Raw genomic sequence first — 22,575 nt, 5'->3', positions numbered from 1 at the left:
ATGCCTCCCCTCTCCTTCCGCCTGAGGCTTTTCCTCTCCTTCGGCCTTCTCTGGTTCCTCTTCCTGGTGGGGGCCTTGTACCTGGCGGGCCGGGGGGTGGCGGGCGCCCTCCGGGGCCACCTGGAGGCCACCCTCCTCGAGGACGCCAGGAAGGCGGCGGACGCGTACCGCCGGGGCCAGGCGGGCACCCTCCTCACCACCGGGGGGGTCTACCTCCACCTCTACGCGGAGGACGGGGAGCCTTTGGTCCTCACCCGGGCCGACCACCGCCTGCCGGAGGCGGCCCTGCGGGAAGTGGGGGAGAGCCCCAGGGCCCTCTGGCAGAAGGGCTTCGCCGCCGCCCTGGTGCGCACCCCCTTGGGCCTCCTCGCCCTCACCCAGGACACCGCCCCCATTGACCTGGCCCTGGCCGCCCTGCGCCAGGCCCTTCTCGAGGCCTTCTTCCTCCTCTTCCCCTTGGGGATGGTGCTCGTCTACCTCACCGCCCGCCTGGCGGCCAGGCCCCTGGAGCGGGCGGCCCAGGAGATCGCGAGAAGGAGCCCGGAGCGCCTGGACCCCGTCTCTCTCCACCTGCCCAAGGACGAGTTCGGGCGCATGGTGGAGGCGGTGAACGGCCTCCTCCAGGCCCTCAAGGAGGCCAAGGCTAAGGAGCAGGCCTTCCTGGCCGAGGCCAGCCACGAGCTAAGGACCCCCCTCACCGTCCTTTTGGGCCACCTGGACCGCCTGAAGCGGAACCCCCGGGACCTCGAGGCCCTGGACACCGCCCGGGCCACCGCGGAGAGGATGCGCCGCCTGGTGGAGGACCTCCTCGCTTTGGCCCGGGGGGAGGCGGGCTTTCGCCTCGCCCCCCACATCGTGGACCTGAGGGCCGTGGGGGAGGAGGCCGCCCGGGAGTACGGGGTCGCCTTCCGGGGGGAGGCCCTGGAGGTCCTGGGCGACCCCGACCGCCTCCTCCAGATGCTCAGGAACCTGATCGCCAACGCCGTCCGGGCGGCGGGCCGGGAAGGGGTAGAGGTGCGCCTCCGCCGGGAAGGGGAGGAGGCCCTCCTCGAGGTGGAGGACCGGGGCCCGGGCATCCCGGAGGCCCTCCTCCCCCACCTCTTCCAGCGCTTCGCCCGGGGGCCCGGGGGGGGAACGGGCCTGGGGCTTGCCATCGCCCAGGCCATCGCCAGGGCCCACGGGGGAGAGATCCGGGTGGAAAGCCGCCCCGGGCGCACGGTCTTCCGGGTGCGCCTGCCCCTTCTGGAGGAGGAGGCCTAACCCTCCTCCGCGGCGGCTAGGTATGCCCTGAGGAGCGCCCGGAAGAGGCGGCCGTGGTTTGGGACCTTGAGGTGGAGGAGCTCGTGCACGATCACTTCCCGGCGGAAGGCCGCTGGCTGGTGCAAGAGGGCCGCGCTAAAGGTGAGGCGCCCCCGGGAGGAGCAGCTGGCCCACTTGCGCCTCATGGGGCGGACGTGGATTTCCCGGATGCGGTCCTCCACCCCCATCCGGCGCGCCCACGCCCGCACCTCGGCCACCAGGACGTCCCGGGCCACGGCTTCCCCTAGGGGGGCAAGGGTGCCGGCGGCATCCCTCACTCCGCCACCCTCCGAAGCAGGGCCAAAAGCTCGTTGACCCAACCCACCACCTCCCCCGCCGAGGCCTTCCCCAGGACCTTGTAAAGCTCCCGGCGCAGCTCACGCTCCTGGGCGCTGCTATCCATCCAGTGGGGGAAGGCCCGGAAAGGAGCCTCCACCTTGGCCGCCAAGCCCTGGGCCTCCTCAGGCGGCAGCCCTTTCTGCATCCGGAGCCACCAGGCCACGGCGAAGGCTTCCTTGGAAAGGGGGCTTTCCTGGCGCTCCTCCTCCGCCTCCTTAAGCTGGCGCACCAGCCCTTCCAGCTCGGCCAGGGCCTGCTGGCTGGAAAGCTGCCGCTCCTCAAACCGCCGGCGGATGGCCTCAGCCCGCTCACCGATGGGAATCAGGTGCGGCTCCTCCTTACCCTTGGCCTCCACCAGGCGGTAAAGCGCCGTCAGGAGGTTAAAGACCTTGACCGTGTCCGGCTTGTCCACCCGCACCAGGGCCCAAAGGGCCTGGGCCCCGATTTCGTGGGTGGCCGTGGGCTCTTGCACCGCCTCGCTGGCCGTGTGTTTCTGCACGATCTCGGCGGTCTTGCGCAAAAAGGACTTGTCCACGGGCACATGGGGCTCGTAGGCGCTCCGCAGCAGGCGGTACATCTCCACGAGGCGCTGGTAATCCTCGAGGAACGGCCTCAGGAAAGGGTCAGGGGAAAGGATCTCGTACACCTCTTCCAGCTCGCGGAAGTAGGCGTAAAAGCCCTCGCGCCGCCCCTTGTCCCGAAAATATTCCAAAACCGCCTCGGCGGCCTTGTCCCCGCTCTCGCCGGCCGACACCGGCAGAAACTCCCCCCGCCCCTTGGCCATCAGGTCCGTGAAGCGCCCCTTGAGGACGTCCAGCCCCTCCACGACCCCTTCCACGTCCTGGGAGTCAAAGGCCAGGGCGCGCTCCAGGTTGTCAAAGATGCCCACGAAGTCCACGATCAGGCCGCTCGTCTTGCGGCGGCCCTCCTGGTCTTCATAGGGGCGGTTCACCCGGGCGATGGCCTGCAGGAGCACGTGGTCACGCATGGGCTTGTCCAGGTACATGGCGTAGAGGATGGGGGCGTCGTAGCCCGTGAGGAGCTTTTCCGTGACGATGAGGATCTGGGGGTTCTCGTCGGGCTTCCGGAAGGCCTTGCGCACCTGGGCCTCCTCCTCATCGCTCAGGTGGTAGCGGCGCACGTGGGGCGGGTCGTTGTAGCCCCGGCTGATGACCACCCGGCTCATCTCCCCGGGCAGGTGCTCGTCCAGGGCCTCCTTGTAGAGGCCGCACGCTTCCCGGTCCACGGCCACCAGGAAGGCCTTGTAGCCCATGGGCTGCACGTACTCCCGGAAGTGCCGGGCCACGAAAGCGGCGATGCGCTGGACCCGTTCGCGGTTTTTCAGCATGTTCTTGAGGGTGACGGCCCGGTCCAGGACCCGGTTGATCTCCTCCACGTCGGCCACCCCCTCCAGCTCGGCCACGGCCCAGAACTCCCGCTCCATGGCCTCCCGGTCCACCAAAAGCTCGTTGGGGGCCATCTGGTAGTGGAGGGGCACGGTGGTGCCGTCCTCAATGGACTCCCGGATGGGGTACTTGTCCAGGTAGCCGCCGGGGTCGCCCCCGCCGAAGACCTTAAAGGTTCCCTTGCCGTGGGCGCTTTTATCGATGGGCGTTCCGGTAAAGCCGATGAAGGTGGCGTTGGGCAAGGCCCCCATCAGGTAGTTGCCCAGGTCGCCCCCCGTGGAGCGGTGGGCCTCGTCTATGAGGACGAAGATGTTTTCCCGGGTGTTGAGGCCTGCGTCCGCATCGTCAAACTTGTGGATCATGGAGACGATCAGGCCCCGGGCATCCTGCCGCAAGAGGCTCCGCAGGTGCTCCTTGCTCTGGGCTACGTGCACGCGGCTTAAGCCCACCGCCTCCAGGTTCTGAAAAAGCTGCTGCTGGAGTTCGTTGCGGTCCACGATCAGGAGCACGGTGGGGTTCTGAAACCGCCCGTCCTCCAGGAGCTTTTTGGCCACGGTGATCATGGTGTAGGTCTTGCCCGAGCCCTGGGTGTGCCAGACGAGCCCCCGGCGTTTTTGCGGGTCCTGGGCGCGGGCGATGACCTTATCCACGGCCCGCATCTGGTGGGGCCTTAGCACCGCCTTGGAAAGCTCGCCGTCCCTGCGCACAAACAGGATGTAATCGGTGAGCACCCGCAGCACGCGGCGCGGGGCCACGAAGGCCTTGACCAGGGTCTCGTAGTCCCCGGCCTGCTCGTCCCGCCAGTTAAAGAGCATCTTGCGGGAGAGGTTCCAGGTAGGCCCGTAGAAGAACCGCACCAGGTTGGTGGGGATATGGAGCTGGGCCTGGGCCATGAGCTCAGGGGCCTCTTCGTGGTAGCGGCGGATCTGGTCCAGGGCCTCTGCGATACCCTCCTCCTCGGTGGCCGCCTTGGTCTCCACCACGATGACGGGGATGCCGTTCACCAAAAGCACCACGTCGGCGCGGACGGCGGGCGCGCTGCCGGATGCCTTAAAGCGGTACTCCTTGGTGACGTGGAAAGCGTTGGCCTCCAGGCGCTCCGCGTCCAAGAGGCGCAGGTTGCGCTCGCGCCTTTCCGCCTCCACGAACACCGTCTTGAGGCCCTTGAGGTACTCCCAGGCCTCGAGGTTCCCCTCAATGTTGGGGCGCACGCCCAAAAGCCGGGCGATGACCTCCTCCGCCTTGGCCGCCGAGTCCACCACCCCCGGGTTGAGGCGCTGCAGCTGCTGCAGGAGCACCGCGCGGAGCACCGGGCTATGCTCCCCGCCGCGCAGGCGCAGGGCCTCCTCGGGCGGCAGGTAGGTCCAGCCCGCCTCCACCGCGTAGCGGATGAAAGGGTTTTGCACGCTCCCGCGCTCGCCGCCCAGGGACATGGCTCATCCTCCTTCCGCGAGTAGCGACCAGATGCCCCGCGCCAGCGGATCCTGGCCGGTGCGGTCTGGGTTGTACCTGTCCAGATGCCAGCGCAGGGGGTTTTCCCGAATATAGCGGCGAATGGCGTCCAAGGCGCGCTCATTGCGGATGATGTGCTCGTAATAATTCCGTTGCCAGACGGGTGCGCCAGGGGTGCCGCGCAGGGCGTTGATGCGCCGCGCGACCATGGATTTGAACGAACGAACGATGGCCCCCAAAGACCCCGGCGCCACATTGTTGGGCGTGACCCCACCGGGCATGGTGGGCATGGTGGGCATGGTGGGCATGGTAGGGGCGCAGCGCCGCTGCGCCCCTACCACCTGCGCCCCTACCACCCCGATTACCCCGACGTCGGCCACACCCGTTTCCGCAATCCGAAGGATACCGTGCACGTGGTTGGGCATGGCCACGAATTCGTCCGCGTACAATTCCACATACGGCCTCACCTGCGCGGTGCGAAACCATTCTTCCCACACAACCCGCCCAAACGCGTTCAGCCGCATTTCCCCGTCCTCCACCACGCCGAAGAGGTGCGCCCGTTCGTGGGTGACGATGGTGACGAAATACGCCCCCGGTTGGGTGTAATCGTACCCCTTCAGGCGGATGGAACGCCGATGGTGGCGCGTGGGGTCGTAGGGGGTCATGGCCTCCCTCCGGAGAGGGGTTCAGCAAACTGGGCCACGAACTCCGCCGGAAGCCGCCTTTTGGCGGTCATCAGCTCGTGGAGCAGGGTCTTAAAGAGCGCCCCCAGGGCCTCCTTGCGCGCCTCCTCGGCCTGGATTTTCTCGTCCACCGCGCGCAGGATCCGGGCTATCTCGCGCTGCTCGGGGAGAGGAGGGAGGGGGATAAGAAGCTTTAGCAGTTCGTCTCGCGGGATTCCTTTGATAGTTGCTCCGCGCTTATTATTTTCAAACCAGGATTTGTATCCCCACATTTTCAACAGATATGCAAGGAAATACGGGTGCGCTTCTTCATTTAGAATCAAAGCTGTCAAATCTTGATTTATGGCAACGTCAAATAGGGCAACAGCTGCCTTACCCACACCTACTCGGGTTCCCACCAGAAGGCTGTCGGCTGGAGCAACAGAAGCGGATGAGTTATTTAGGCCTTCTTCAGTAATAGTTCTTTGAAATTTTCTGAGACTAACGTCATCCTCTCCAATAATAGCGGAAGTAATCCAAGGTATATGACCCCCCCAATAAGAGGGGTTAGCAGTTGATGGTGTACCGCCACTAAACGACCGAACTGTTACCTGCTCTAACCTCACCACCCCCCAGTGCGCAGGCAAGGGGCCGAGTTCGGTTTCTTGCATGGGCACGCGGTCGGTGGCGTCCACAGCCACCGGGCCGTAGGTGAAGAGGTGGCGCATCAGGCTCTTCTTCAGCTCCCGCAAAGCCGCAAGGACCCGCTCGGTGGCCTCCTTCGCCTCCTGCACCGCGCGCAACACCTGCGCAATCGCCCGCTGCTCGGGGAGAGGGGGGAGGGGGAGGCGGTGATTCAAGAGCGCATGTTTAGCCAAGCGTTGCCGTCCTGTTGATCCCTCCATTTTTCCAGCAAGTAACTCCCGTACCCAGGATGCTTGAAGAAAGGAAAACAGAAAAAGTGTGTCAACCGCAGCGCTTGGCTTAAGGGGATAAACTTCCGTCGTAGCATATGCAAATTCTACTTGTGGAGGAACTATTGCTTGTTTGCCGTTTTCAAGTGAAGGGGTTATTTTTGCAAACAGGATGTCGCCTGGTTCACAGTAAACACCACTACGTACATCTTTGCCCGGCCGCCATTCAATTCTTGAGGGATAAAGCGTTCCATTATCTGGGATAGCTTCCATCGGAATAAACGGCGTCTTATTTGGACGCACTAGGTTACGCGGCTTTTTTGAGATGCTCACCACCCCCCCCAACCGCACCACCCGCCACTCCTCGGGCAGGGGGCCGAGTTCGGTCAGGCGGTAGCCTGGCGGGAGGGTTTCGGTTACTTCAACCCGTGGAGACTGCTCAGCTCTCATAAGGGGTCCCCGTTTGGCGTTTTTGGCCCGTTTATGGCCCCTTCGTGGCCCGTTTGGCCCCTTTGTGGCCCCTTTAGCCTGTAGTTCGTCCCTCTACCGGTCTGGCCAAGGCGCTCAAAAACTTCCTTTTGCACCAGATCCTCCAAATCGCGGCTAGCGGTCCGCTTGCTCACGGCCGTAAGCCGCTGATACATCTGGTTCGTAAGGCTGCCGTGCTGCTTCACGTACAGCACAGCCTGAACCTGCCGCTCGTTCAGGCCCATTTTCCGCAGCCGCTCGGGGGTGTAGGGATCCTTGCTGAAGAACACGCGCACCCCACCTTGCCAGTTCTGAAACTCAGGATCGGGCAGGCCCTGCTCACGGCAGAGCTGGATGATGCGCGTGGTGCCCGTGCCCCAGCGCTCGATGATGCCGGCGAAATAGAACACCTGCGCCAGCAGCGGATTGCGCAGCACCGAGCGGTGCGGGCCGTAGAGCGCCTTCGGCGTCAGCGGCGGAGGCAGTTCGCCCGGGCTCCAAACCTCCAGGGAGTCTTCTTCCATCCGAATTTGCACGTCCGCCGGATAGGTGTAATCGCGATGGACCAGGGCATTGACCACCGCCTCGCGCAGGGCATCCAGGGGATATTCCCAGATCTCACGGCGCTGCAAGCCCGCTAGCGAAGGCTCCTCCACGCGGATCTCAAAGCGCACCTTGAGCACCTGACGGAAGCGCTCCATCACGCCCTCGAGCTGCTGCCAGAGGGTGCCCTGAAAGTCACGGCTGTCCAGAATCTGGTTGCCGCGGAAAAGCCCAATCCGCACCTGCGCCAGAGGGAAAAGCCGCTGGGGCCGTCGGGCAAAGAGCAGGACTGCCGCATGAGTCAGTCTATCATCGCTGACCATGCCGAGATTTTCCAAAATCGCCTCTGGCTTTCCTGGGTCAATGTGGGGCAATCGGGGTTGGGCAAGGCGAGCAAAGGTGGTTAGCGCTTCTTCGTCCACCTCGCGCAGGCCCCATTCGCTGGGAAGCCCATCCCAGCTACGTCCGGAACGCCTCAGGATATGGCGCGCCAGTTCTTCAGGGGCAAAATCGCGGTTGGTGGTGCCGACCCGTCTGAGGTAGCGTCCCTGATAGGCGACCAGGTGGGATGTGGGTTCCACTTGAATGCGAATCACCGGAAGACCTTCCATGAAGATAACTTCAATGGTTGGCGTAATGCCTAGATGCGTAGCGATCAGATTGGCGATGCGCTGCAGCTCTACGTCATCGGCCTGGGCGCCCACCACCTTGCCGTCGTCCCGCACACCGACCAGGAGCACGCCCCCATCGGTATTGGCAAAGGCCGCCAGATCTTCCAGGGCCCGCTCGGTCCACTGGCGCTTCCACTCAACGCTTTGGCTTTCCGGCGGGATGGCCATCCTCAAAGCTCCAAATCAAGCTGCCGCAACACCTCGCGCAGGGCCCGATCGGCTTTGGCCCGCTCCTCCTCGGCTTCCCTAAGCAAGACCACCGCCTCCTCCAGGGGCAGGACCTCCTCCTTGTCGTTCGTGCTCACGTAGCGGCTCGGGGAGAGGTTGTAGTCATTGCGCGCCGCCTCCTCGTTGGTGATGACGGCCGAAAGGCCTTCCTCCTTCTTCCATTCGTGGTAAAGGCGGGCGATGGTTTCAATGTGCTCGTCGGTGAGGTAGTTCTTGGGGCGTCCCTTGGCGAAGAGCTTGGAGGCGTTGATGAGCAGGATTTGCCCCGGGTGGCGCTTCCTGCGGTTCACCACCAGGATGATGCCCGGGGCGGTGGTGTTGTAGAAGAGGTTTTCCGGCAGGAGGATGACCGCCTCAATGAGGTCCGCTTCCACAAAGGCCTTGCGGATGTCCCGCTCGCGGCTTGCGCCCTGGGTGCCGCTGCCACGGCTCACGGCCCCCGTATCCAGCACCACCGCCATGCGGCCGGTGTCGTTCAGGGAGGCCAGCATGTGCTGGAGCCAGCCCCAATCGGCCGAGGAGGAGGGCGGGATGCCCAGGCGGAAGCGCTCGTAGGGGTCGTTCTCATACACCTGGGCCGGGAAGTTCTGGTTCCACATGGGGTTGGCGGTCACCAGGTCAAAGCGCAGAAGCCGCCCGGCGGCGTCGCGGAAGGCGGGGTGGCGCAGGGTGTCGCCCAGGCGGATGTCGGCCTCCATGTCGTGAATGACCGCGTTCATCCGCGCCATGGCGAAGGTGGCCGGGTTGATCTCCTGGCCGAAGAGGCGCAAGGGGGCGTGCTGGGGAGGCAGGCGGAGGTGGCCGTTCTCCCGCACCCCGTGGGTTTCCAGAAGGCGCAGGTGGCACTTGATGAGGAGCCCCCCGGAGCCGCAGGCGGGGTCGTAGACGGTCATGCCGGGCTCGGGCTCCAGAAGGCGCGCCATCAGCACCGCCACCTCGCGGGGGGTGTAGAACTCGCCCGCGCTCTGCCCCTGGCCTTCCGCGAACTTGCGCAGCAGGTACTCGTAGGCGCGGCCAAGGATATCGGGCTCCACGTCTTCTAGCCCCAGCCGATGGCGCGAGAGGACATCCACCAGCCTGGCCAGGTACTCGTCGGGCACGATGCGCTGCCCGGCGGCGGTGGCGTTGAAGTCCACCATGTCAATCACGCCTTGCAGGCGGGGGTTTTCCCGGGCCACCGCGCGCACCGCCTCCGTCAGGTACTGGCCCAGGCCCGTGGCCCGCTGGCGAATGGCCGGCCAGCGGGCGCTTTGGGGGATGTAAAAGCGGACCACCCCCCTTCCCTGCCGGATGACGTCCCCCTCCCGCTCCGCCTCCACGATGGCCTCCGCGGTGGCCCGGTCCCCGTATTCCTCCGCCAGCCGGGCGAGCTCGTCCTCAAACACGTCGGAAAGCCGTTTGAGGAAGACGAGGGGCAGGATGTAGTCCTTGTACTTGGGCGCGTCCACCGGGCCACGAATGGCGCAGGCGGCATCCCAAAGCCAGGCCTCGAGGGTCTGAATGTCCAGGCGCTGTCCCATGTTTCCCTTCACCCCGCCGCCTTCTCCGGGGGCTAGCCCCCCTTCTCTTCGCTAGCCTCCATGGTAGCAGGGGGCCTGGGGTATGCTGGGCGCAAATGCGGGTGGCCCTCTTCATCACCTGTCTGGCGGACCAGTTCTACGCCGAGGCCGGGGTGGCGGCGGTGCGGCTTCTCAGGGCCTTGGGGGTGGAGGTGGACTTCCCCCCGGGCCAGACCTGCTGCGGCCAGCCCGCCTTCAACGCCGGGTACTGGGGCGAGGCGAGGCCTTTGGCCAAGCGGACCCTCGAGGTCTTCCGGGAGGCGGAGTACGTGGTCCTGCCCTCGGGAAGCTGCGCCAGCATGGTGAGAAACCACTACCCCGAGCTCCTTCCCGGAAACCTCGAGGCCCTGGCCTTGGCGGAAAAGACCTACGAGCTCTCCCAGTTTCTGGTGCGGGTCCTGGGGGTGGAGAAGCTGGGGAAGGGCCTTAAGGGGAGGAAGGTGGCCTACCACCACGGCTGCCACGCCCTGAGGGAGCTTGGGGTGCGGGAGGAGCCTTTGCTCCTCCTGCAAAACGCCGGGGCCCAGGTCCTCCCCTGGGAAGCGGCAGAGGAGTGCTGCGGCTTCGGGGGGCTCTTCTCCGTGAAGCTCCCCGAGGTCTCCTTGGCCATGGCGGACCGGAAGCTCGCCACCCTGCCCAAGGCCGAGGTCCTCACCTCCACGGACGCGGGCTGCCTCCTCCACCTGGGGGGGCGCATGAGCAGGAAGGGCTTAGGGCTCAGGGTGGCCCCCCTCGCCACCCTGCTCTGGGAGGCGTATGCGGGCCAAGGCTAGGCTTTACCCCAAGGAGGCGGCGAGGCTCATCCGGGAAAAGCCCGGGGTGCGGGAGGCGGTCACCGGGGCCACCCTGCACTTTGAGAAGAACCGCCTCAGGGCCTACGGGGAGGTGGACGCCGAGGCCTGGCGGGAGCGGGCCAAGGCGGTGAAGGACCACGTGCTGAGCCACCTGGACCACTACCTGGAGCTTGCGGAAAAGCGCCTCCGGGAAAACGGGGTCCAGGTGCACTGGGCCGAGACCCCGGAGGACGCCCATAGGGTCCTCCGGGAGGTGGTGCGTAGGCACGGGGTGAGGCGGGCGGTGAAGGCCAAGAGCATGCTCAGCGAGGAGCTCGGGGTGAACCCCCTCCTGGAGTCCCTGGGGGTGGAGGTCTACGAGACCGACCTCGGGGAGTACCTGATCCAGCTTCTGGGGGAGCCCCCAAGCCACATCGTGGGCCCCGCCATCCACCTCTCCCTGGGGGAGATCCAGAAGCTCTTCCACGGGCGCTTCGGCACCCCCTTGGATGCCCCCCCCGAGGCCCTGGCCCAGGTGGCCCGAAAGGTGCTAAGGGAGGCCTTCCTCACCGCAGAGCTCGGCATCAGCGGGGCCAACTTCCTGGTGGCGGAGACCGGCACCCTGGCCCTCATGGAAAACGAGGGGAACATAAGGCTTTCCACCTCCTTGCCCAAGGTCCACGTGGCCTTCGTGGGGATTGAGAAGCTCCTCCCCCGCCTGCAAGACCTCGCCCTCTTCCTCCCCTTAACCGCCCGGGCGGCCACGGGGCAGCGCCTTGCCACCTTCGTCTCCCTCATCCAGGGGCCCGCCGGGGAGGGGGAGGAGGGCCCCGAGGAGGTGCACGTGGTCCTGGTGGACCACGGGCGCACCGCCCTTCTCGCCGACCCCGAGGCCTGGGAGACCCTGCGGTGCCTCCGCTGCGGGGCCTGCCTCAACGCCTGCCCCGTCTACCGCCAGACCGGGGGGCACCCCTACGGCTACGTGTACTCCGGGCCCATCGGGGCCGTCCTGGACCCGGGCCTCCTCGGCCTGGAGGAGGCCTACCCCCTCCCCTACGCCTCCACCCTCTGCGGGGCCTGCTACGAGGCCTGCCCCGTCAAGATCCCCATCCCCCGGCTCCTCCTCACCTGGCGAGAGAGGGCGGTGGCGGAGGGCCTGACCCCCGCCTGGGAGAAAGCGGCCATGAAGGCCTTCCGCAAGGTCATGGAAAGCCCCGCCCTCTACCGCCTCTTCTCCCAGGGCCTAAGGGGCCTTCCCCTCCCCCAGGACCTCCTCCCCCTCCTCAAGGCCTGGACGGAGGGGAGGGGCCCCCTAAAGCCCAGCCCCAAGCCCTTCCACGCGCTCTGGCAGGACCTCGAGGGGGTGAAGGATGGACGCTAGGAACCGGATCCTCGCCCGGGTGCGGCGGGCCCTCCGGGAGCGCCCCAAGGCCCTCCTTCCCGAACATCCCCACCTCGCCCCCGGGGAAAACCCCCTGGACCTCTTCCTGGAGCGCCTCCGGGAGAACGGGGCCGAGGGGCACCTCCTGGACCAGGAGGGGGCCAAGGCCCTCCTCCAAGGGCTCGCCCAGGGGCTTCCCGGGGCGGCCTTCGGCCGGGGGGTGCCCGAGGCCTTCCGCCTCCTCCCGGACCTCCCCCCCGAGGAGGCCCCCCTGGGGGTTTCCTGGGCCCTCTTCGCCGTGGCGGAGACGGGAAGCGTGGCCCTCTCCAGCGAGGACGGGCGCAAGGCCCAGCTCCTCCCCCCCACCCACCTGGTCCTGGTAGAGGGAAAGCGGGTCTACCCCACCCTGCTGGAGGCCCTCCTGGACCTCCCCCGCCTCCCCAGGGCCTTAGGCCTCCACTCCGGCCCCTCCAAGAGCGCGGACATCGGCCAGGTGATGGTGAAGGGGGTCCACGGCCCCGGGAGGCTGGTGGTGGCGGTGCTCATGCCACCCCAGGCTGGCAGGGGCCAGCCTGGGGGCCCCGGCGAGGGGGCCCGGTAGGCTTCCGAAGCCCCCGGGGGGAACCGAACGGGGAAAAGGGCATCACCTGAGGTCGTACACCTCGGGAGGGGAGAGGCGGCGGAGGTTGAGGCGCAGGCCTTCCTCCTCCCGCACCAGGATGGGCCACCAGACGAAGCTGGCCCGCCCGGCGATGGCCTCCTGGGGCACGGGGCCGAAGGTGCGGGAGTCCTCCGACCCCCCTAGGGTGCGGTTATCTCCCATGACGAAGTAGTACCCCGGCTTGAGCCGGATGCGGCCCACCTCGCAGGCCTCGGTGAGGCGGCTCCGCTCCAGGACCTCCACCGTGGGGGGCAGGAGCATCTCCCTCAGGGGCCTGAGGTAGGCGGGAAGCAGGTCCACGGGGAAGTCCCCCTGCTGGGTGATGATCCGGGTCAGGCGCCCGTCCTTGTAGCAGACCCCGGGGAAGGAGTCGGGCCAGGGGGAGATGTGATCGGTGATGAAGCGCTCGTCAAGGGGCGCGCCGTTCACGTGGACCACGCCCCGCTCCACGTAGACCTCATCCCCGGGGACAGCCACGATGCGCTTGATGAAGAAGGCGCGAAAGGAAAAGCCCAGGACGGGGAAGCGGGCCGTGGCGTAAGGGGTACCCTCCGGGGGCTTCAGGATGGCGATCTCCCCCCGCCGCCACTCCATCAGGCCGAAGCGCACCAGCCAGGTCTCCCACTTGGGCAAAAGGACCCGCTCCCCGTTCCTCAGGGTGGGGTACATGCTCTGCCCCACCACCCCCACGGTGGTGAAGACGAAGGTGGTGACCAAAAAGGCCACCAGGAGGGCCTCGCCCACCTGGCGGAACCATTCCTTGAACAGGTAATCCCAGAAGGCCTTCATACCCCTCCCACTTTACCCGCTAGGGCCGCCCGCGCCGCCTGGCGGCCCGCCTCCACGATTTCCTCGAGGCGGCGGAAGTCCTCTATGCCCACCCCGGAGAGCTCGGGCCGCACGTACACCTCGGGGGCGTAAAGGGTGAGGCGCACCGAGGTGAGGTGGAGCTGCATGAGGTCCACCGCCCGCCGGGCCAGGGCGAGAAGCCCCCGGGGGTTCTCCCCCACCCTCCGCTCCGGGGTCACGTCCACCGCATAGACCTCCACCGCCCCCAGGAAGCGGGCCGCGTCCACGGGCAGGTTGTCCAGCACGCCCCCGTCAAAAAGGAGCCGCCCCTCCCGCTCCACGGGGGCGAGGAGGCCGGGGTAGGCGGCGGAGGCCAGGACGGCGCTGGGCAGGTCCCCTTGCGTGAGGAAGAGAAGGCGGCCCGAGACCACGTCCACGGCGGTCACCGCCAGGGGCCGCTTCAGGTGGGCGAAGCTCGGGGGCAGGTGCTCCGCCAGAAAGTCCTTCAGCTTCCTGCGGGAGAAGATGCCCTCCCGGGGGGAGAGCCCCAGGAGGCCGAGCCAGGGGGTATGCCGGGCGATGGCCAGCATCTCCTCCGGGGTCTTGCCCGCGGCGAAGAGGGCCCCCACGATGGCCCCCATGCTGGTCCCCGCCACCACGCCGAAGTCCAGGCCCGCCTCCAGGAAGACCTCGAGGGCCCCGATGTGGGCAAGCCCCCTGGCCCCCCCGCCGGAAAGCGCCAAACCCCGCACGGGAAAATCCTAACGGCTCCCGGGTGAAAGAGGTGAGGGGCGGGTATAGTGGAGGCGGTGAGCCTGGCGGGAAAGACCCTTCTGGAGAGGTACCGGGTGGTCCGTCCCCTGGGCCAAGGGGCTTTGGCCACCGTCTACCTGGCCTTTGACCGCTTCGGCACCCCCTACGCCCTCAAGGTCTTCCCCCCAGGAGCGGAGGCCCGGCGGGACCGGGAGTTCTGGGTGGGCCAGCGCCTCGCCCACCCCAACCTGAACCCGGTGCTGGAGCGCCTGGACCTGGAGGAAGGCCCGGCCCTCCTCCTGGCCTACGCCCCCGGGGAGGAGATGGGCCGCTGGATGCTCCGCCGTCCAGGGCGGGCCCAGGCTCTCTTCGTCTTCCGCCAGCTCCTCTCCGCCCTGGCCCACATGCACCAAAAGGGCCTGGTGCACCGGGACGTGAAGCCGGAGAACATCATCGTGGCGGGCACGAACGAGGCCAGGCTGGTGGACTTCGACCTCTCGGGACCGGCCCTGGAGGTCTTCAAAAAACCCCTCCGGGTGGGCACCCTCCCCTACCTGGCCCCCGAGCAGGTGCTGGGCAGAAGCCCCGGCCCCGAGGCAGACGTTTACGCGGCGGGCATCATCCTCTACTGGGTCCTCTCCGGGGAGCATCCCTTTGTGGGCGAGCCGGAGGAGGTGCTCCTGGGCCACCTCCAGGGGCCCGTTCCTCCCGTGCCCGGCCTCGTTCCCGCGGAGCAGGCTTACCTGGAGCGCCTCCTGGCCAAGTCCCCGAGCGACCGCTTCCCCAGCGCGGAGGAAGCCCTAAAGGCCTTCCCCTTCTGAGGGTGTGCCCGTGCTCCCCTGCCTCCTCCTCTCCACCCTCCTGGGCTCCGCCCTCTTCGCGGGCCTGGGCGGGGTGGCCGTGGGGCGGCTTTTGGTGGAAGGAGGCCACCGGGCCCTAGTGCTGGGCCCCGCGGGGGCCCACGTCCTGGAGGGGGCCGCGGACTCCGCCCTCTACGGCCTGGCCCGGAGGCCCGGGGGGTACCTGGCGGTGGGCCACCTGGGGAAGGGCCTCCTCCGGGTGGAGCTAGACGCCCAGGGCCGCCCCCTGGCCGCGTGGGCGGGGGGGCAGGGCATTCTCTGGGGCACCGACGGCCGCTTCGCCTGGGGGGGCCACCTGGGGCCGGAGGGCTGGGAGGCCCTTGCCTGGGAGGAGGGGCAGGCCCTCCGCCTTCCCCTGCCCGGGGAAGGCTACGCCTACGGGGGGTTTTACCGCGCCGGGGTCCTCTTCCTGGTGGGCCGGGTGGCGGGCCCCGGGGGGTTTGACGCCTTCTTCCTGGGCCTCCGGGGCCGCTTCGCCCGGGGCTACCAGAGCGGGTGGCCGGGCAACGACTACCTGCGCTTCCTGGGGGAAGCGGGGGCGGTGGGGCGCCTCGAGGTGGAGGGGGACTCGGAGGGCCTCCTTTTGGACTGGACAGGCCTCCTCCAGGGGCGGGCCCTCCTCCTCCGCCGCCCGGGCTTTGACTACCTGCGGTCCTGGAAGGGGCCCTTCCTGGCGGGGGAGGCGGAGGTGGCCGGGGTCTTGCAGGGGCTTTGGCTCGGGCCCCAGGGGGCCCGCTACGGGGGCGGCCCATGGGCCTCCCTCCGGGCCCTGGACCCCCCTTGGGCCTACGGGTACTCCTACCGGACCCTTTTCCAGGGAGAAGGGCTCTTCCTGAACCTCGAGGCCAAGGCGGGAAAGCCACTGGCCTACCGCCTCGAGGCCCTCCCCCTCCCCAAGAGGCCCTGGACCCTCAGGGCCCTGCCCCTCCCCCTCTCCTGGCGCCCCGTGGCCTTCCGGGAAATCCCCCTACCCGAACGCAGGCCCTGCCCCAGCCCCTAAAGGGGCATCACCGGGGCCCCCGGGCTGGCCCTTGCCAGCACGGGGTGGCATCAGCGGGCGTAGGCCCCGTTGGCCAAGAAGGTGAGCACCCCCGCGAGGAGCCCCTGGGCCACCTTCTCCCGGTAGGCGGGGTCCGCCAGGTTCCGCCCCTCCACCGGGTGGTCCCCGAAGCCGATCTCCACCAGGACCGCGGGCACCTTGGCGTAGCGCAGGACGAAGAAGTCGCCGGGGAAGCTTCCCCGGTAGGGGCTTCCCGTGGCCTGGGAGAGGTGCCGCCCCAGGGTCTCGGCCAGGCGCTGGCTGTAGCGCTGGTTGGCCTGGGCCACGATGTCCGAGAGGATGCGCTCCGCCACGCTCTTGGCCTCCTGGGTGAGCCGCTGGCCCAGCTCCCCCCCGCCGTTTTCCCGGATCACCTGGGCGAGGACCCGGGGGTCCTGGGCCCGGCCGAAGTAGAAGGCCTCCACCCCCCGCCCCGTCCGGGTGGGGGTGGCGTTCACGTGGATGGAGATGAAGAGGTTCACCTGGGAGCTGTCGGCCAAGGCGGCCCGGCGGGAGAGGTCCTCCCGCTTGTCCGGGGAGAGGTGGGCGTCCCTGTCCCGGGTCAGGCGCACCTCTATCCCCTCCCGCTCCAGGAGGCGCTTGAGGCGGAGGGCCACGTCCAGGACCACCTCCTTCTCCACCACGTGCCCCACCATCCCTGGGTCCACCCCCCCGTGGCCCGGGTCCAGGAGGACCACGGGCTTGGGCGGCTTCGGGGCCCGGTTGCGGGGGGGGTCGGGGCTGGGCTTGGGCGGGGAGGCCTCCTTCTTCAGGGCCAGGTCCACCACCAGGCGCTCCGGGTCGGGGAGGCGGCGCACCGTCACCTCCACGGGTCCTTTCAGGTGCACCAGAACCCGCACCCGGCCCTCCTCGGGGACCGTCTGGACCGAGGCCACCTCGGGGGAGTTCACCACCTGGTCCTGGGCCTGGGCCCGCACCCCCCGCAGGACCAGGATGAGGCGGCCTTCCTCCTGGGAAAGGGTGTGCTCCACCCCCTTGGCGGGGAGGTCAAAGACCAGGCGGGTGAAGCCCTCGTGCACGCCCACCCGGGGAAAGGCATAGGCCAGGCTCCATACCAGCCAGACGAAAAGGAGAAGCCCCCGCATCTACGGCCATTCTAGCGGGAAGGCGGAGGGCTTGGTAAAATCCGGCTCATGACGAAGAAGGTCGTGGTCTACAACCTGGTGGGACACCGCTTCCTGGGCGTGAACGAGCAGGGGGACAAGGTCATGATAGACGGGGACCAGCCCGCCACCGGCCCCCGTCCCATGGAGCTCCTCCTCATGGCCCTAGGGGCCTGCACCGCCTACGACGTGGTGGACATCATGCGCAAGAAGAAGCAACCCCTGGCCCGCTACCGGGTGGAGGTGGAGGGGGTGCGGGCGGAGACCCACCCCAAGCGGTACACCCACATCACCGTAACCCACATCGCCTCGGGGCCGGGCGTGACCCTGGAGGCCCTGGAGCGGGCCGTCCACCTCTCCCACACCAAGTACTGCTCCGCCTCCGCCAACCTCAACGCCGAGATCACCACCAAGGTGGTCCTGGAGCCCTGGGAGGAGGAGGCCGGAGGAGCCTGAGCCATGCTCCTGGCCGTGGACATCGGCAACACCTCCACCGTCCTAGGGCTCTTCTCCGGGGAGGACCTGGTGGCCCACTTCCGCATCCACACCGACCGGATGCGGATGGAAAGCGAGTACCGGGTCCTCTTGAAAAACCTCTTTTCCCTGGACGGCCTTCCGCCCCCCAAGGCCGCCCTCCTCTCCAGCGTGGTGCCCCCGGTGGAGCGGGAGATGCGGGAGGCCATAGGGAAGCTCTTCGGCATCCAGGCCCGGGTGGTGGAAGCGGGGGACACGGGCCTCGAGGTCCTCATAGATAACCCCAAGGAGGCGGGGGCCGACCGCCTGGTAAACGCCGTGGGCGCCCTGAGCTACGAAAGCCCCACGGGCCGCTACATCGTGGTGGACTTCGGCACCGCCACCACCTTTGACCTGGTGGAGGCGCCTAACCGCTACCTGGGCGGGGCCATCACCATCGGCCCCCAGACCGCGGCCGACGCCCTGGCCGCCCGCACCGCCAAGCTCCCCCGCATAGACCTGGTGCCGCCCCAGGGCGTGGTGGGCAAGAACACCCTGGAGGCCCTGCGCTCCGGCCTGGTCCTGGGCTATGCCGCCTTGGTGGAGGGCATGGTGCGCCGCTTCAAGGAGGAAGCCGGAGAAGCCCTGGTGATCGCCACCGGGGGCTTTGCGGAAACCCTAAGGGATCTCTGCCCTTCCTTTGACGTGGTGGACGAGGACCTAACCCTTAAAGGCCTTCTTCGCATCCACAAGGGGCAAGGGTAAACCAGTACACCCACCGACCCTCCTCAGGGAGAAGGCTGTACCGGTGACCTTCCACCCGGTAGCACCCCAGGTCCCGCCAGAGACCGGGCCGCTCCCGGAGGAAGACCCTAAGCGGGGTGCCTCTTTTCTGGGCCAAAAGCAGGCAAAGATTTCCCCCAACGGGCTCCTGGTTTCCCCGCTTGCCCTCCCCCTGGTAGAGGATGCGGCCATCGGGCAAGAAAACATTCCGGTACCCCGACTCCCCCCGGTCCACCAAGAGGCTACGCTTCCCTATGCCCTTCCGGGTCCGGTGGTAGGCGAAGACCTCGCTCCAGCTTAAGCTTGACACCGCCCTTTCCCCCGGCTATCATCCTAAGTGCCCGGTCGGACGCCCCCGACCCGGCAATAACCTAAGGCCCCGTGGTGTAGTTGGTTAACACACCCGCCTGTCACGTGGGAGATCGCGGGTTCGAGTCCCGTCGGGGCCGCCACGCCGAGGTAGCTCAGTTGGTAGAGCATGCGACTGAAAATCGCAGTGTCGGCGGTTCGATTCCGCCCCTCGGCACCAGGAGAGGACTCCGCCGCTCCCCGAGTTGGGGAGCGGTTTGCTTTTGCCCCTGTTGCGAAACCGCCCTCTTTGCTAAACTGGCCCTCAAGGGGGTGGGAACCTGAAGAAAGCCCTTGGATTCCGGGTAGGCATTCGGGGTAAGGCATTTTGGCGCTAGACATTCTCTCTCAGGTATTGCCGGTGTATTTAGGGGCGAAGTTCAAGCGGGTGCATTTGGGAAGCCGCGCCGGGCGTCTTCGCTGCGCGGTTTCTCTTGTTTGCTAGCGGATATTCCCCCCCCAACCCGGAGGATTCCCCCCTCGCTGACCAGAGGACTACCCAGCTGGCCGGAGGCGTGCTAAGCTGGGTAGTAATAATCTGACCCAATCCAAGTATTTGTGAGCCTATGGGCAGTTTTAATCGTGGTGATACCTATTCTTCCCCTCTTGACAGTATTGACCGACCCCCCTAAAGTGAAAGACAAGCAAACGGGGCCAACCCCCCGGAAGCTCTAGGAAAAGGAGGGATGAAGATGAAGAAGCTGATCGCGCGTGTGTTGGTTCTTCTCGGCTCTTTGATCGCTCTCGGGCTCGCGGCTGGGGCTTCCTATCACTGGAGGTAAGAAAACTGGCCAGGTTCCTGGCCAGTTTTCTTTTTCCCCGCCTTCAAGCCAACCTGTGCTATGCTTAAGGCGTGGCGCAGACAACTGAAAAAGGGCCTTCTCTCCCAAGAAGTTTAGAGATACCCCCCTTACCTATTTTCCTGTTTATTGTCGCAAGTTTCCTTGCCTTCGCCTTACTTGAAGGCTACCTTATCTGGCAATATAGGGACATTCCTCTTCGCCTAAACCTGTGGGACATCCTTTTCTGGGGCTTATTGGTCTTTTGGAGCGTTAAGGTGGAAGTCCGCCTCCCCCTTAGCGCTGGGATGAGCCAACTTTTTTTGTTTGCTTTGGCGCTTATGGTGCTTACCCCTCCATGGGTAGCACCCTTAGTGGCTTTTCTGGCGCAATGGGGTGGTAGTGTCTGGTATAAGGAGCTATTTAACCGCTCCCAAGATGGGCTTGCTACAGCCTTTGCGGCTTTAGTGTGGACTTTTTTCCAGGAAAACGCCTTATGGCTAGGACACTGGAACCTTAGCGCGGGATTCGGAATTGCGCTATCTTCCCTGACTTTTTTCATAATCAACTCTACGCTGGTTGCCTTTGCCATCCACCTGGACACAAAAACACCCCTCCAAGAAATCTGGCGCCGGAACATGAGTTGGTCTGCCTTCAGCTACATGCTCCTTTCCCCGTTAGCCCTCCTCCTCGCCCGCGCCTACGAAACGCCGCTCATCAGCAACTGGGGTGGGTGGACCGTCCTTTTCTTCCTCATACCCCTTTACTACAGCCGCTTCTACTGGGACGAGAAGGTGCGCCTGGAGCAGGCCTTTGACACCACCTTGGAAGTCCTGATGAACGCCTTGGAGGCAAAAGAGCAGGAAACCCGCTTCCACTCTGAGCGCGTGGCGGACATCTCCCGGGACCTGGCCCTGGCCTTCTACAAGGACCAGGCCAAGGCCCAAGACATCTACCGAGCGGCGAGGCTTCACGACATCGGCAAAATTGGCATCCCGGAAGCGGTTCTTCTAAAGCCCGGCAAGCTAACGGAAGCGGAGTACGCCCTCATCCAAACCCACCCCCAAAGGGGGGTGGAGCTCCTCTCCCCCGCCCGGAAGGTGGCCTTTGACGACCTGGTCTACCGGGTCATCCTCTACCACCACGAGCGCTGGGATGGGCGGGGCTACCCTAAGGGCCTTGCCGGGCACAACATCCCGGACGAAGCCCGCATCGTGGGCCTGGCGGACGCCTACGAAGCCATGACCGCCGGGCGTCCCTACCGGGAGGCGCTAACACCCGAAGAAGCCCTAAAGGAAGTTCAAGAGAACTCCGGCCGCCAGTTTGACCCCGACCTGGTCCGCCTCTTCACCCAGCTCTGGCATCAAAACCCCTTGTGGCGCGACCGCCAGGCTTACCTGGACGCAAAGGAGGGATCGGTATCACGCTCTACCTTGCCGCTGCTCTTTTCGGAATCGGCCTCGCCCTCGCCCTCGGAGCCAGGGCAAAGGACCTCGGAGCAATAGAGCTAAGGGCTTCCTGGGCCTTTCTCCTGGCCGCCCTGGTGGAAGGGGGCCTGGCCTATGGCACCTACCGGGGCCTGTTCCGACCCGAGTGGGCAGGTCCTCTAGCCAAGGTGTTGGTCCTCCTCCTGGTGGGGTACGGGCTTTACCGGAACCGGCACCTGAAAAGCCTCTACCTGGTGCTTTTCGGCCTTCTTTTGAACACCCTGGTCATCTTTGCCAATGGGGGTCACATGCCGGTAAGCCTGGACACCCTTAAGAAAGCAGGCATAGAAGGCTGGGAGGAGCTTCTAAAAACCAGGGCCGACGCCGTGCATAGCCTTTTGGATGAATCCACCCGCCTTCCCTTCCTGGGGGACGTTATTCCTCTTCCCCCCTTGCGCAAGGCGGCAAGCCCGGGGGACCTCTTCATCCTGGCGGGAATCGCCGGGGTGGTGGTGGAAGGAGCCTTGAGGGCAGGGGGAAGGCGGCTTCCCAGGCGCCAGGCAGCCCTTAGGGTGCTGGCCTTTCTCCTGCTGGTCTTTCTTCTACTTGCCCTTCGCATTTGAGGCCGGCACCATCTAGGCCCGGTGTAGTGTATATTCCCAAGGAGGGGGCTTACCCCTAAGTCCGGAGGCAATATGGCGTATCGCATCTGCTTGATTGAGGGCGACGGTATCGGCCACGAGGTGATCCCTGCGGCCAGGAAGGTCTTGGAGGCCACCGGGCTTCCCCTGGAGTTCGTGGAGGCCGAAGCGGGCTGGGAAACCTTTGAGCGAAGAGGGGTTTCCGTGCCCGAGGAAACCGTGGAGAAAATCCTTTCCTGCCAGGCCACCCTCTTCGGAGCTGCCACCAGCCCCACAAGGAAGGTACCGGGTTTCTTCGGGGCCATCCGCTACCTCAGGCGCAGGCTGGACCTCTACGCCAACGTGCGCCCTGCCAAAAGCCGCTCCGTGCCGGGAAGCCGGAGCGGAGTGGACCTCATCATCGTGCGGGAGAACACCGAGGGACTTTACGTGGAGCAGGAGCGGCGCTACCTGGATGTGGCCATCGCCGATGCGGTGATCTCCAAAAAAGCCAGCGAACGTATCGCTCGTGTGGCCTTGAAGATCGCGGAAAGCCGCCCTCGCAAAACCCTGCACATCGCCCACAAGGCCAACGTGCTTCCCGTAACCCAGGGGCTCTTCCTGGATACGGTGCGGGAGGTGGCCAAGGATTATCCCCTGGTGAACGTGCAGGATATCATCGTGGACAACTGCGCCATGCAGCTTGTCATGCGCCCCGAGCGCTTCGACGTAATCGTCACCACCAACCTCCTGGGGGACATCCTCTCCGACCTCACCGCTGGCTTGGTGGGGGGCCTGGGCCTTGCACCTTCCGCCAACATCGGGGACACCACGGCGGTCTTTGAGCCCGTGCACGGTTCTGCCCCCGATATCGCCGGCAAGGGCATAGCCAATCCCACCGCCACCATCCTCTCCGCGGCCATGATGCTGGACCACCTGGGGGAGAGGGAGGCCGCCAAGCGGGTGGAAAAAGCCGTGGACCTGGTGCTGGAAAGAGGGCCCCACACCCCGGACCTGGGAGGAAACGCCACCACCCAGGCCTTCACGGAGGCGGTGGTGGAGGCCCTTCGGACGCTCTAGCTTTCCCTGGCCCAAATCCTCCCCGGCGCGCCGGGGAGGATTTGGCTTTTGTTCAGGCGGGGCCTGGTAAGCTAAGCCAAGAGCCAGAGGGCCACTTCCCTTCTTGGGCCCAAGCGGTATACACTACAGGTAGGTTCGTTTATGACCCAAGGTTCGTTCCACCA

Annotated in this window: 21 protein-coding genes and 2 tRNA genes; 13 read left to right on the top strand and 10 right to left on the bottom strand. The window is 66.3% G+C overall.

What is annotated here, in order from left to right:
* Entirely contained in the window at positions 1-1,260 is a 1,260-nt protein-coding gene (locus ACYQ0J_RS11400) for a HAMP domain-containing sensor histidine kinase (protein ID WP_460172223.1), read from the top strand.
* Here the strand turns inward: ACYQ0J_RS11400 and ACYQ0J_RS11395 are convergent.
* Genes ACYQ0J_RS11395 through ACYQ0J_RS11370 form a run of 6 tightly spaced genes read right to left on the bottom strand, consistent with a single transcriptional unit; the run spans position 1,257 to position 9,502 of the window.
* A complete protein-coding gene (locus tag ACYQ0J_RS11395; RefSeq protein WP_460172222.1) occupies positions 1,257-1,577 on the bottom strand; it encodes a M48 metallopeptidase family protein in 321 nt (106 codons plus the stop codon). The two genes, ACYQ0J_RS11400 and ACYQ0J_RS11395, sit on opposite strands and share 4 nt — an antisense overlap.
* Positions 1,574-4,477 carry a type I restriction endonuclease subunit R gene (locus tag ACYQ0J_RS11390; RefSeq protein WP_460172221.1) on the bottom strand — a complete coding sequence of 968 codons (2,904 nt, stop codon included), beginning with the start codon at positions 4,475-4,477 and terminating at the stop codon, positions 1,574-1,576. The genes ACYQ0J_RS11395 and ACYQ0J_RS11390 overlap by 4 nt, the downstream gene beginning before the upstream one ends.
* A gap of 3 nt (positions 4,478-4,480) precedes the next feature.
* Entirely contained in the window at positions 4,481-5,161 is a 681-nt protein-coding gene (locus ACYQ0J_RS11385) for a transposase (protein WP_460172220.1), read from the bottom strand.
* Positions 5,158-6,522: a restriction endonuclease subunit S gene (locus tag ACYQ0J_RS11380; protein WP_460172219.1), complete on the bottom strand. Its 1,365-nt coding sequence runs from the start codon at positions 6,520-6,522 to the stop codon at positions 5,158-5,160. The genes ACYQ0J_RS11385 and ACYQ0J_RS11380 overlap by 4 nt, the downstream gene beginning before the upstream one ends.
* The gene (locus ACYQ0J_RS11375) at positions 6,519-7,922 is read right to left on the bottom strand and encodes an ATP-binding protein (protein WP_460172218.1); all 1,404 of its coding nucleotides are present in this window, start codon (positions 7,920-7,922) and stop codon (positions 6,519-6,521) included. The genes ACYQ0J_RS11380 and ACYQ0J_RS11375 overlap by 4 nt, the downstream gene beginning before the upstream one ends.
* 2 nt (positions 7,923-7,924) lie before the next feature.
* Positions 7,925-9,502 carry a type I restriction-modification system subunit M gene (locus ACYQ0J_RS11370; RefSeq protein ID WP_460172217.1) on the bottom strand — a complete coding sequence of 526 codons (1,578 nt, stop codon included), beginning with the start codon at positions 9,500-9,502 and terminating at the stop codon, positions 7,925-7,927.
* Positions 9,503-9,597: 95 nt separating this feature from the next.
* On the opposite strand from ACYQ0J_RS11370, the gene ACYQ0J_RS11365 reads away from it, so the two are divergent.
* The 3 genes from ACYQ0J_RS11365 to ACYQ0J_RS11355 are packed head-to-tail and all read left to right on the top strand — an operon-like array spanning position 9,598 to position 12,296.
* Positions 9,598-10,314 (top strand): (Fe-S)-binding protein, encoded by a 717-nt coding sequence (locus tag ACYQ0J_RS11365; protein WP_460172216.1) that lies wholly within the window; start codon positions 9,598-9,600, stop codon positions 10,312-10,314.
* On the top strand, positions 10,298-11,695 hold the full coding sequence (locus tag ACYQ0J_RS11360; protein ID WP_460172215.1) for a LutB/LldF family L-lactate oxidation iron-sulfur protein: 1,398 nt from the start codon (positions 10,298-10,300) through the stop codon (positions 11,693-11,695). Before ACYQ0J_RS11365 ends, ACYQ0J_RS11360 begins: the two co-directional genes overlap by 17 nt.
* Positions 11,685-12,296 (top strand): LutC/YkgG family protein, encoded by a 612-nt coding sequence (locus tag ACYQ0J_RS11355; RefSeq protein WP_460172214.1) that lies wholly within the window; start codon positions 11,685-11,687, stop codon positions 12,294-12,296. Before ACYQ0J_RS11360 ends, ACYQ0J_RS11355 begins: the two co-directional genes overlap by 11 nt.
* Before the next feature lie 42 nt (positions 12,297-12,338).
* On the opposite strand, the gene lepB is transcribed toward ACYQ0J_RS11355, so the two are convergent.
* Both lepB and ACYQ0J_RS11345 read right to left on the bottom strand, forming a co-directional pair.
* A complete protein-coding gene (gene lepB, locus ACYQ0J_RS11350; protein WP_460172213.1) occupies positions 12,339-13,145 on the bottom strand; it encodes a signal peptidase I in 807 nt (268 codons plus the stop codon).
* Positions 13,142-13,897, bottom strand: a complete 756-nt coding sequence (locus ACYQ0J_RS11345; protein WP_353300702.1) for a patatin-like phospholipase family protein — start codon at positions 13,895-13,897, stop codon at positions 13,142-13,144. The genes lepB and ACYQ0J_RS11345 overlap by 4 nt, the downstream gene beginning before the upstream one ends.
* Before the next feature lie 48 nt (positions 13,898-13,945).
* Here ACYQ0J_RS11345 and ACYQ0J_RS11340 point away from each other — a divergent pair, with 48 nt between their 5' ends.
* Together ACYQ0J_RS11340 and ACYQ0J_RS11335 are read left to right on the top strand one after the other, a co-directional pair.
* The gene (locus tag ACYQ0J_RS11340) at positions 13,946-14,719 is read left to right on the top strand and encodes a serine/threonine-protein kinase (RefSeq protein ID WP_460172212.1); all 774 of its coding nucleotides are present in this window, start codon (positions 13,946-13,948) and stop codon (positions 14,717-14,719) included.
* Between the two features lie 10 nt (positions 14,720-14,729).
* Positions 14,730-15,758, top strand: a complete 1,029-nt coding sequence (locus tag ACYQ0J_RS11335) for a hypothetical protein (protein WP_460172211.1) — start codon at positions 14,730-14,732, stop codon at positions 15,756-15,758.
* Between the two features lie 50 nt (positions 15,759-15,808).
* Here ACYQ0J_RS11335 and ACYQ0J_RS11330 read toward each other — a convergent pair whose 3' ends face one another.
* Positions 15,809-16,903 (bottom strand): N-acetylmuramoyl-L-alanine amidase, encoded by a 1,095-nt coding sequence (locus ACYQ0J_RS11330; RefSeq protein ID WP_460172210.1) that lies wholly within the window; start codon positions 16,901-16,903, stop codon positions 15,809-15,811.
* A 48-nt stretch (positions 16,904-16,951) separates the two neighbouring features.
* Between ACYQ0J_RS11330 and ACYQ0J_RS11325 the strand changes: the two genes are divergently transcribed.
* Both ACYQ0J_RS11325 and ACYQ0J_RS11320 read left to right on the top strand, forming a co-directional pair.
* Complete coding sequence (locus tag ACYQ0J_RS11325; RefSeq protein WP_460172209.1) at positions 16,952-17,377, top strand: OsmC family protein; 426 nt, start codon at positions 16,952-16,954, stop codon at positions 17,375-17,377.
* Between the two features lie 3 nt (positions 17,378-17,380).
* Positions 17,381-18,139, top strand: coding sequence for a type III pantothenate kinase (locus ACYQ0J_RS11320; RefSeq protein ID WP_460172208.1), 759 nt, complete (start codon positions 17,381-17,383; stop codon positions 18,137-18,139).
* Here ACYQ0J_RS11320 and ACYQ0J_RS11315 read toward each other — a convergent pair.
* Positions 18,102-18,467, bottom strand: coding sequence for a hypothetical protein (locus ACYQ0J_RS11315; RefSeq protein WP_126165298.1), 366 nt, complete (start codon positions 18,465-18,467; stop codon positions 18,102-18,104). The two genes, ACYQ0J_RS11320 and ACYQ0J_RS11315, sit on opposite strands and share 38 nt — an antisense overlap.
* A gap of 65 nt (positions 18,468-18,532) precedes the next feature.
* Between ACYQ0J_RS11315 and ACYQ0J_RS11310 the strand changes: the two genes are divergently transcribed.
* From ACYQ0J_RS11310 to ACYQ0J_RS11290, 5 genes are all read left to right on the top strand, one after another.
* A tRNA-Asp gene (locus tag ACYQ0J_RS11310) sits at positions 18,533-18,609 on the top strand.
* A gap of 1 nt (position 18,610) precedes the next feature.
* A tRNA-Phe gene (locus tag ACYQ0J_RS11305) sits at positions 18,611-18,686 on the top strand.
* Positions 18,687-19,427: 741 nt separating this feature from the next.
* Complete coding sequence (locus tag ACYQ0J_RS11300; RefSeq protein ID WP_460172287.1) at positions 19,428-20,789, top strand: HD-GYP domain-containing protein; 1,362 nt, start codon at positions 19,428-19,430, stop codon at positions 20,787-20,789.
* Positions 20,790-20,824: 35 nt separating this feature from the next.
* Positions 20,825-21,334: a DUF5317 domain-containing protein gene (locus ACYQ0J_RS11295; RefSeq protein ID WP_460172286.1), complete on the top strand. Its 510-nt coding sequence runs from the start codon at positions 20,825-20,827 to the stop codon at positions 21,332-21,334.
* Between the two features lie 72 nt (positions 21,335-21,406).
* Positions 21,407-22,411 (top strand): homoisocitrate dehydrogenase, encoded by a 1,005-nt coding sequence (locus ACYQ0J_RS11290; protein ID WP_460172207.1) that lies wholly within the window; start codon positions 21,407-21,409, stop codon positions 22,409-22,411.
* Positions 22,412-22,575: the final 164 nt, after the last annotated feature.

Source organism: Thermus sp. FJN-A (genome assembly GCF_054655095.1).
This window is presented reverse-complemented; position numbering and strand designations above follow the sequence as displayed.

Coding starts and splice junctions, on each gene's coding strand:
- lepB (WP_460172213.1), bottom strand. CDS start 13,145: ATGAAGGCCTTCTGGGATTACCTGTTCAAGGAATGGTTCCGCCAGGTG.
- ACYQ0J_RS11325 (WP_460172209.1), top strand. CDS start 16,952: ATGACGAAGAAGGTCGTGGTCTACAACCTGGTGGGACACCGCTTCCTG.
- ACYQ0J_RS11290 (WP_460172207.1), top strand. CDS start 21,407: ATGGCGTATCGCATCTGCTTGATTGAGGGCGACGGTATCGGCCACGAG.
- ACYQ0J_RS11330 (WP_460172210.1), bottom strand. CDS start 16,903: ATGCGGGGGCTTCTCCTTTTCGTCTGGCTGGTATGGAGCCTGGCCTAT.
- ACYQ0J_RS11360 (WP_460172215.1), top strand. CDS start 10,298: ATGCGGGCCAAGGCTAGGCTTTACCCCAAGGAGGCGGCGAGGCTCATC.
- ACYQ0J_RS11320 (WP_460172208.1), top strand. CDS start 17,381: ATGCTCCTGGCCGTGGACATCGGCAACACCTCCACCGTCCTAGGGCTC.
- ACYQ0J_RS11365 (WP_460172216.1), top strand. CDS start 9,598: ATGCGGGTGGCCCTCTTCATCACCTGTCTGGCGGACCAGTTCTACGCC.
- ACYQ0J_RS11390 (WP_460172221.1), bottom strand. CDS start 4,477: ATGTCCCTGGGCGGCGAGCGCGGGAGCGTGCAAAACCCTTTCATCCGC.
- ACYQ0J_RS11370 (WP_460172217.1), bottom strand. CDS start 9,502: ATGGGACAGCGCCTGGACATTCAGACCCTCGAGGCCTGGCTTTGGGAT.
- ACYQ0J_RS11380 (WP_460172219.1), bottom strand. CDS start 6,522: ATGAGAGCTGAGCAGTCTCCACGGGTTGAAGTAACCGAAACCCTCCCG.
- ACYQ0J_RS11400 (WP_460172223.1), top strand. CDS start 1: ATGCCTCCCCTCTCCTTCCGCCTGAGGCTTTTCCTCTCCTTCGGCCTT.
- ACYQ0J_RS11355 (WP_460172214.1), top strand. CDS start 11,685: ATGGACGCTAGGAACCGGATCCTCGCCCGGGTGCGGCGGGCCCTCCGG.
- ACYQ0J_RS11375 (WP_460172218.1), bottom strand. CDS start 7,922: ATGGCCATCCCGCCGGAAAGCCAAAGCGTTGAGTGGAAGCGCCAGTGG.
- ACYQ0J_RS11385 (WP_460172220.1), bottom strand. CDS start 5,161: ATGACCCCCTACGACCCCACGCGCCACCATCGGCGTTCCATCCGCCTG.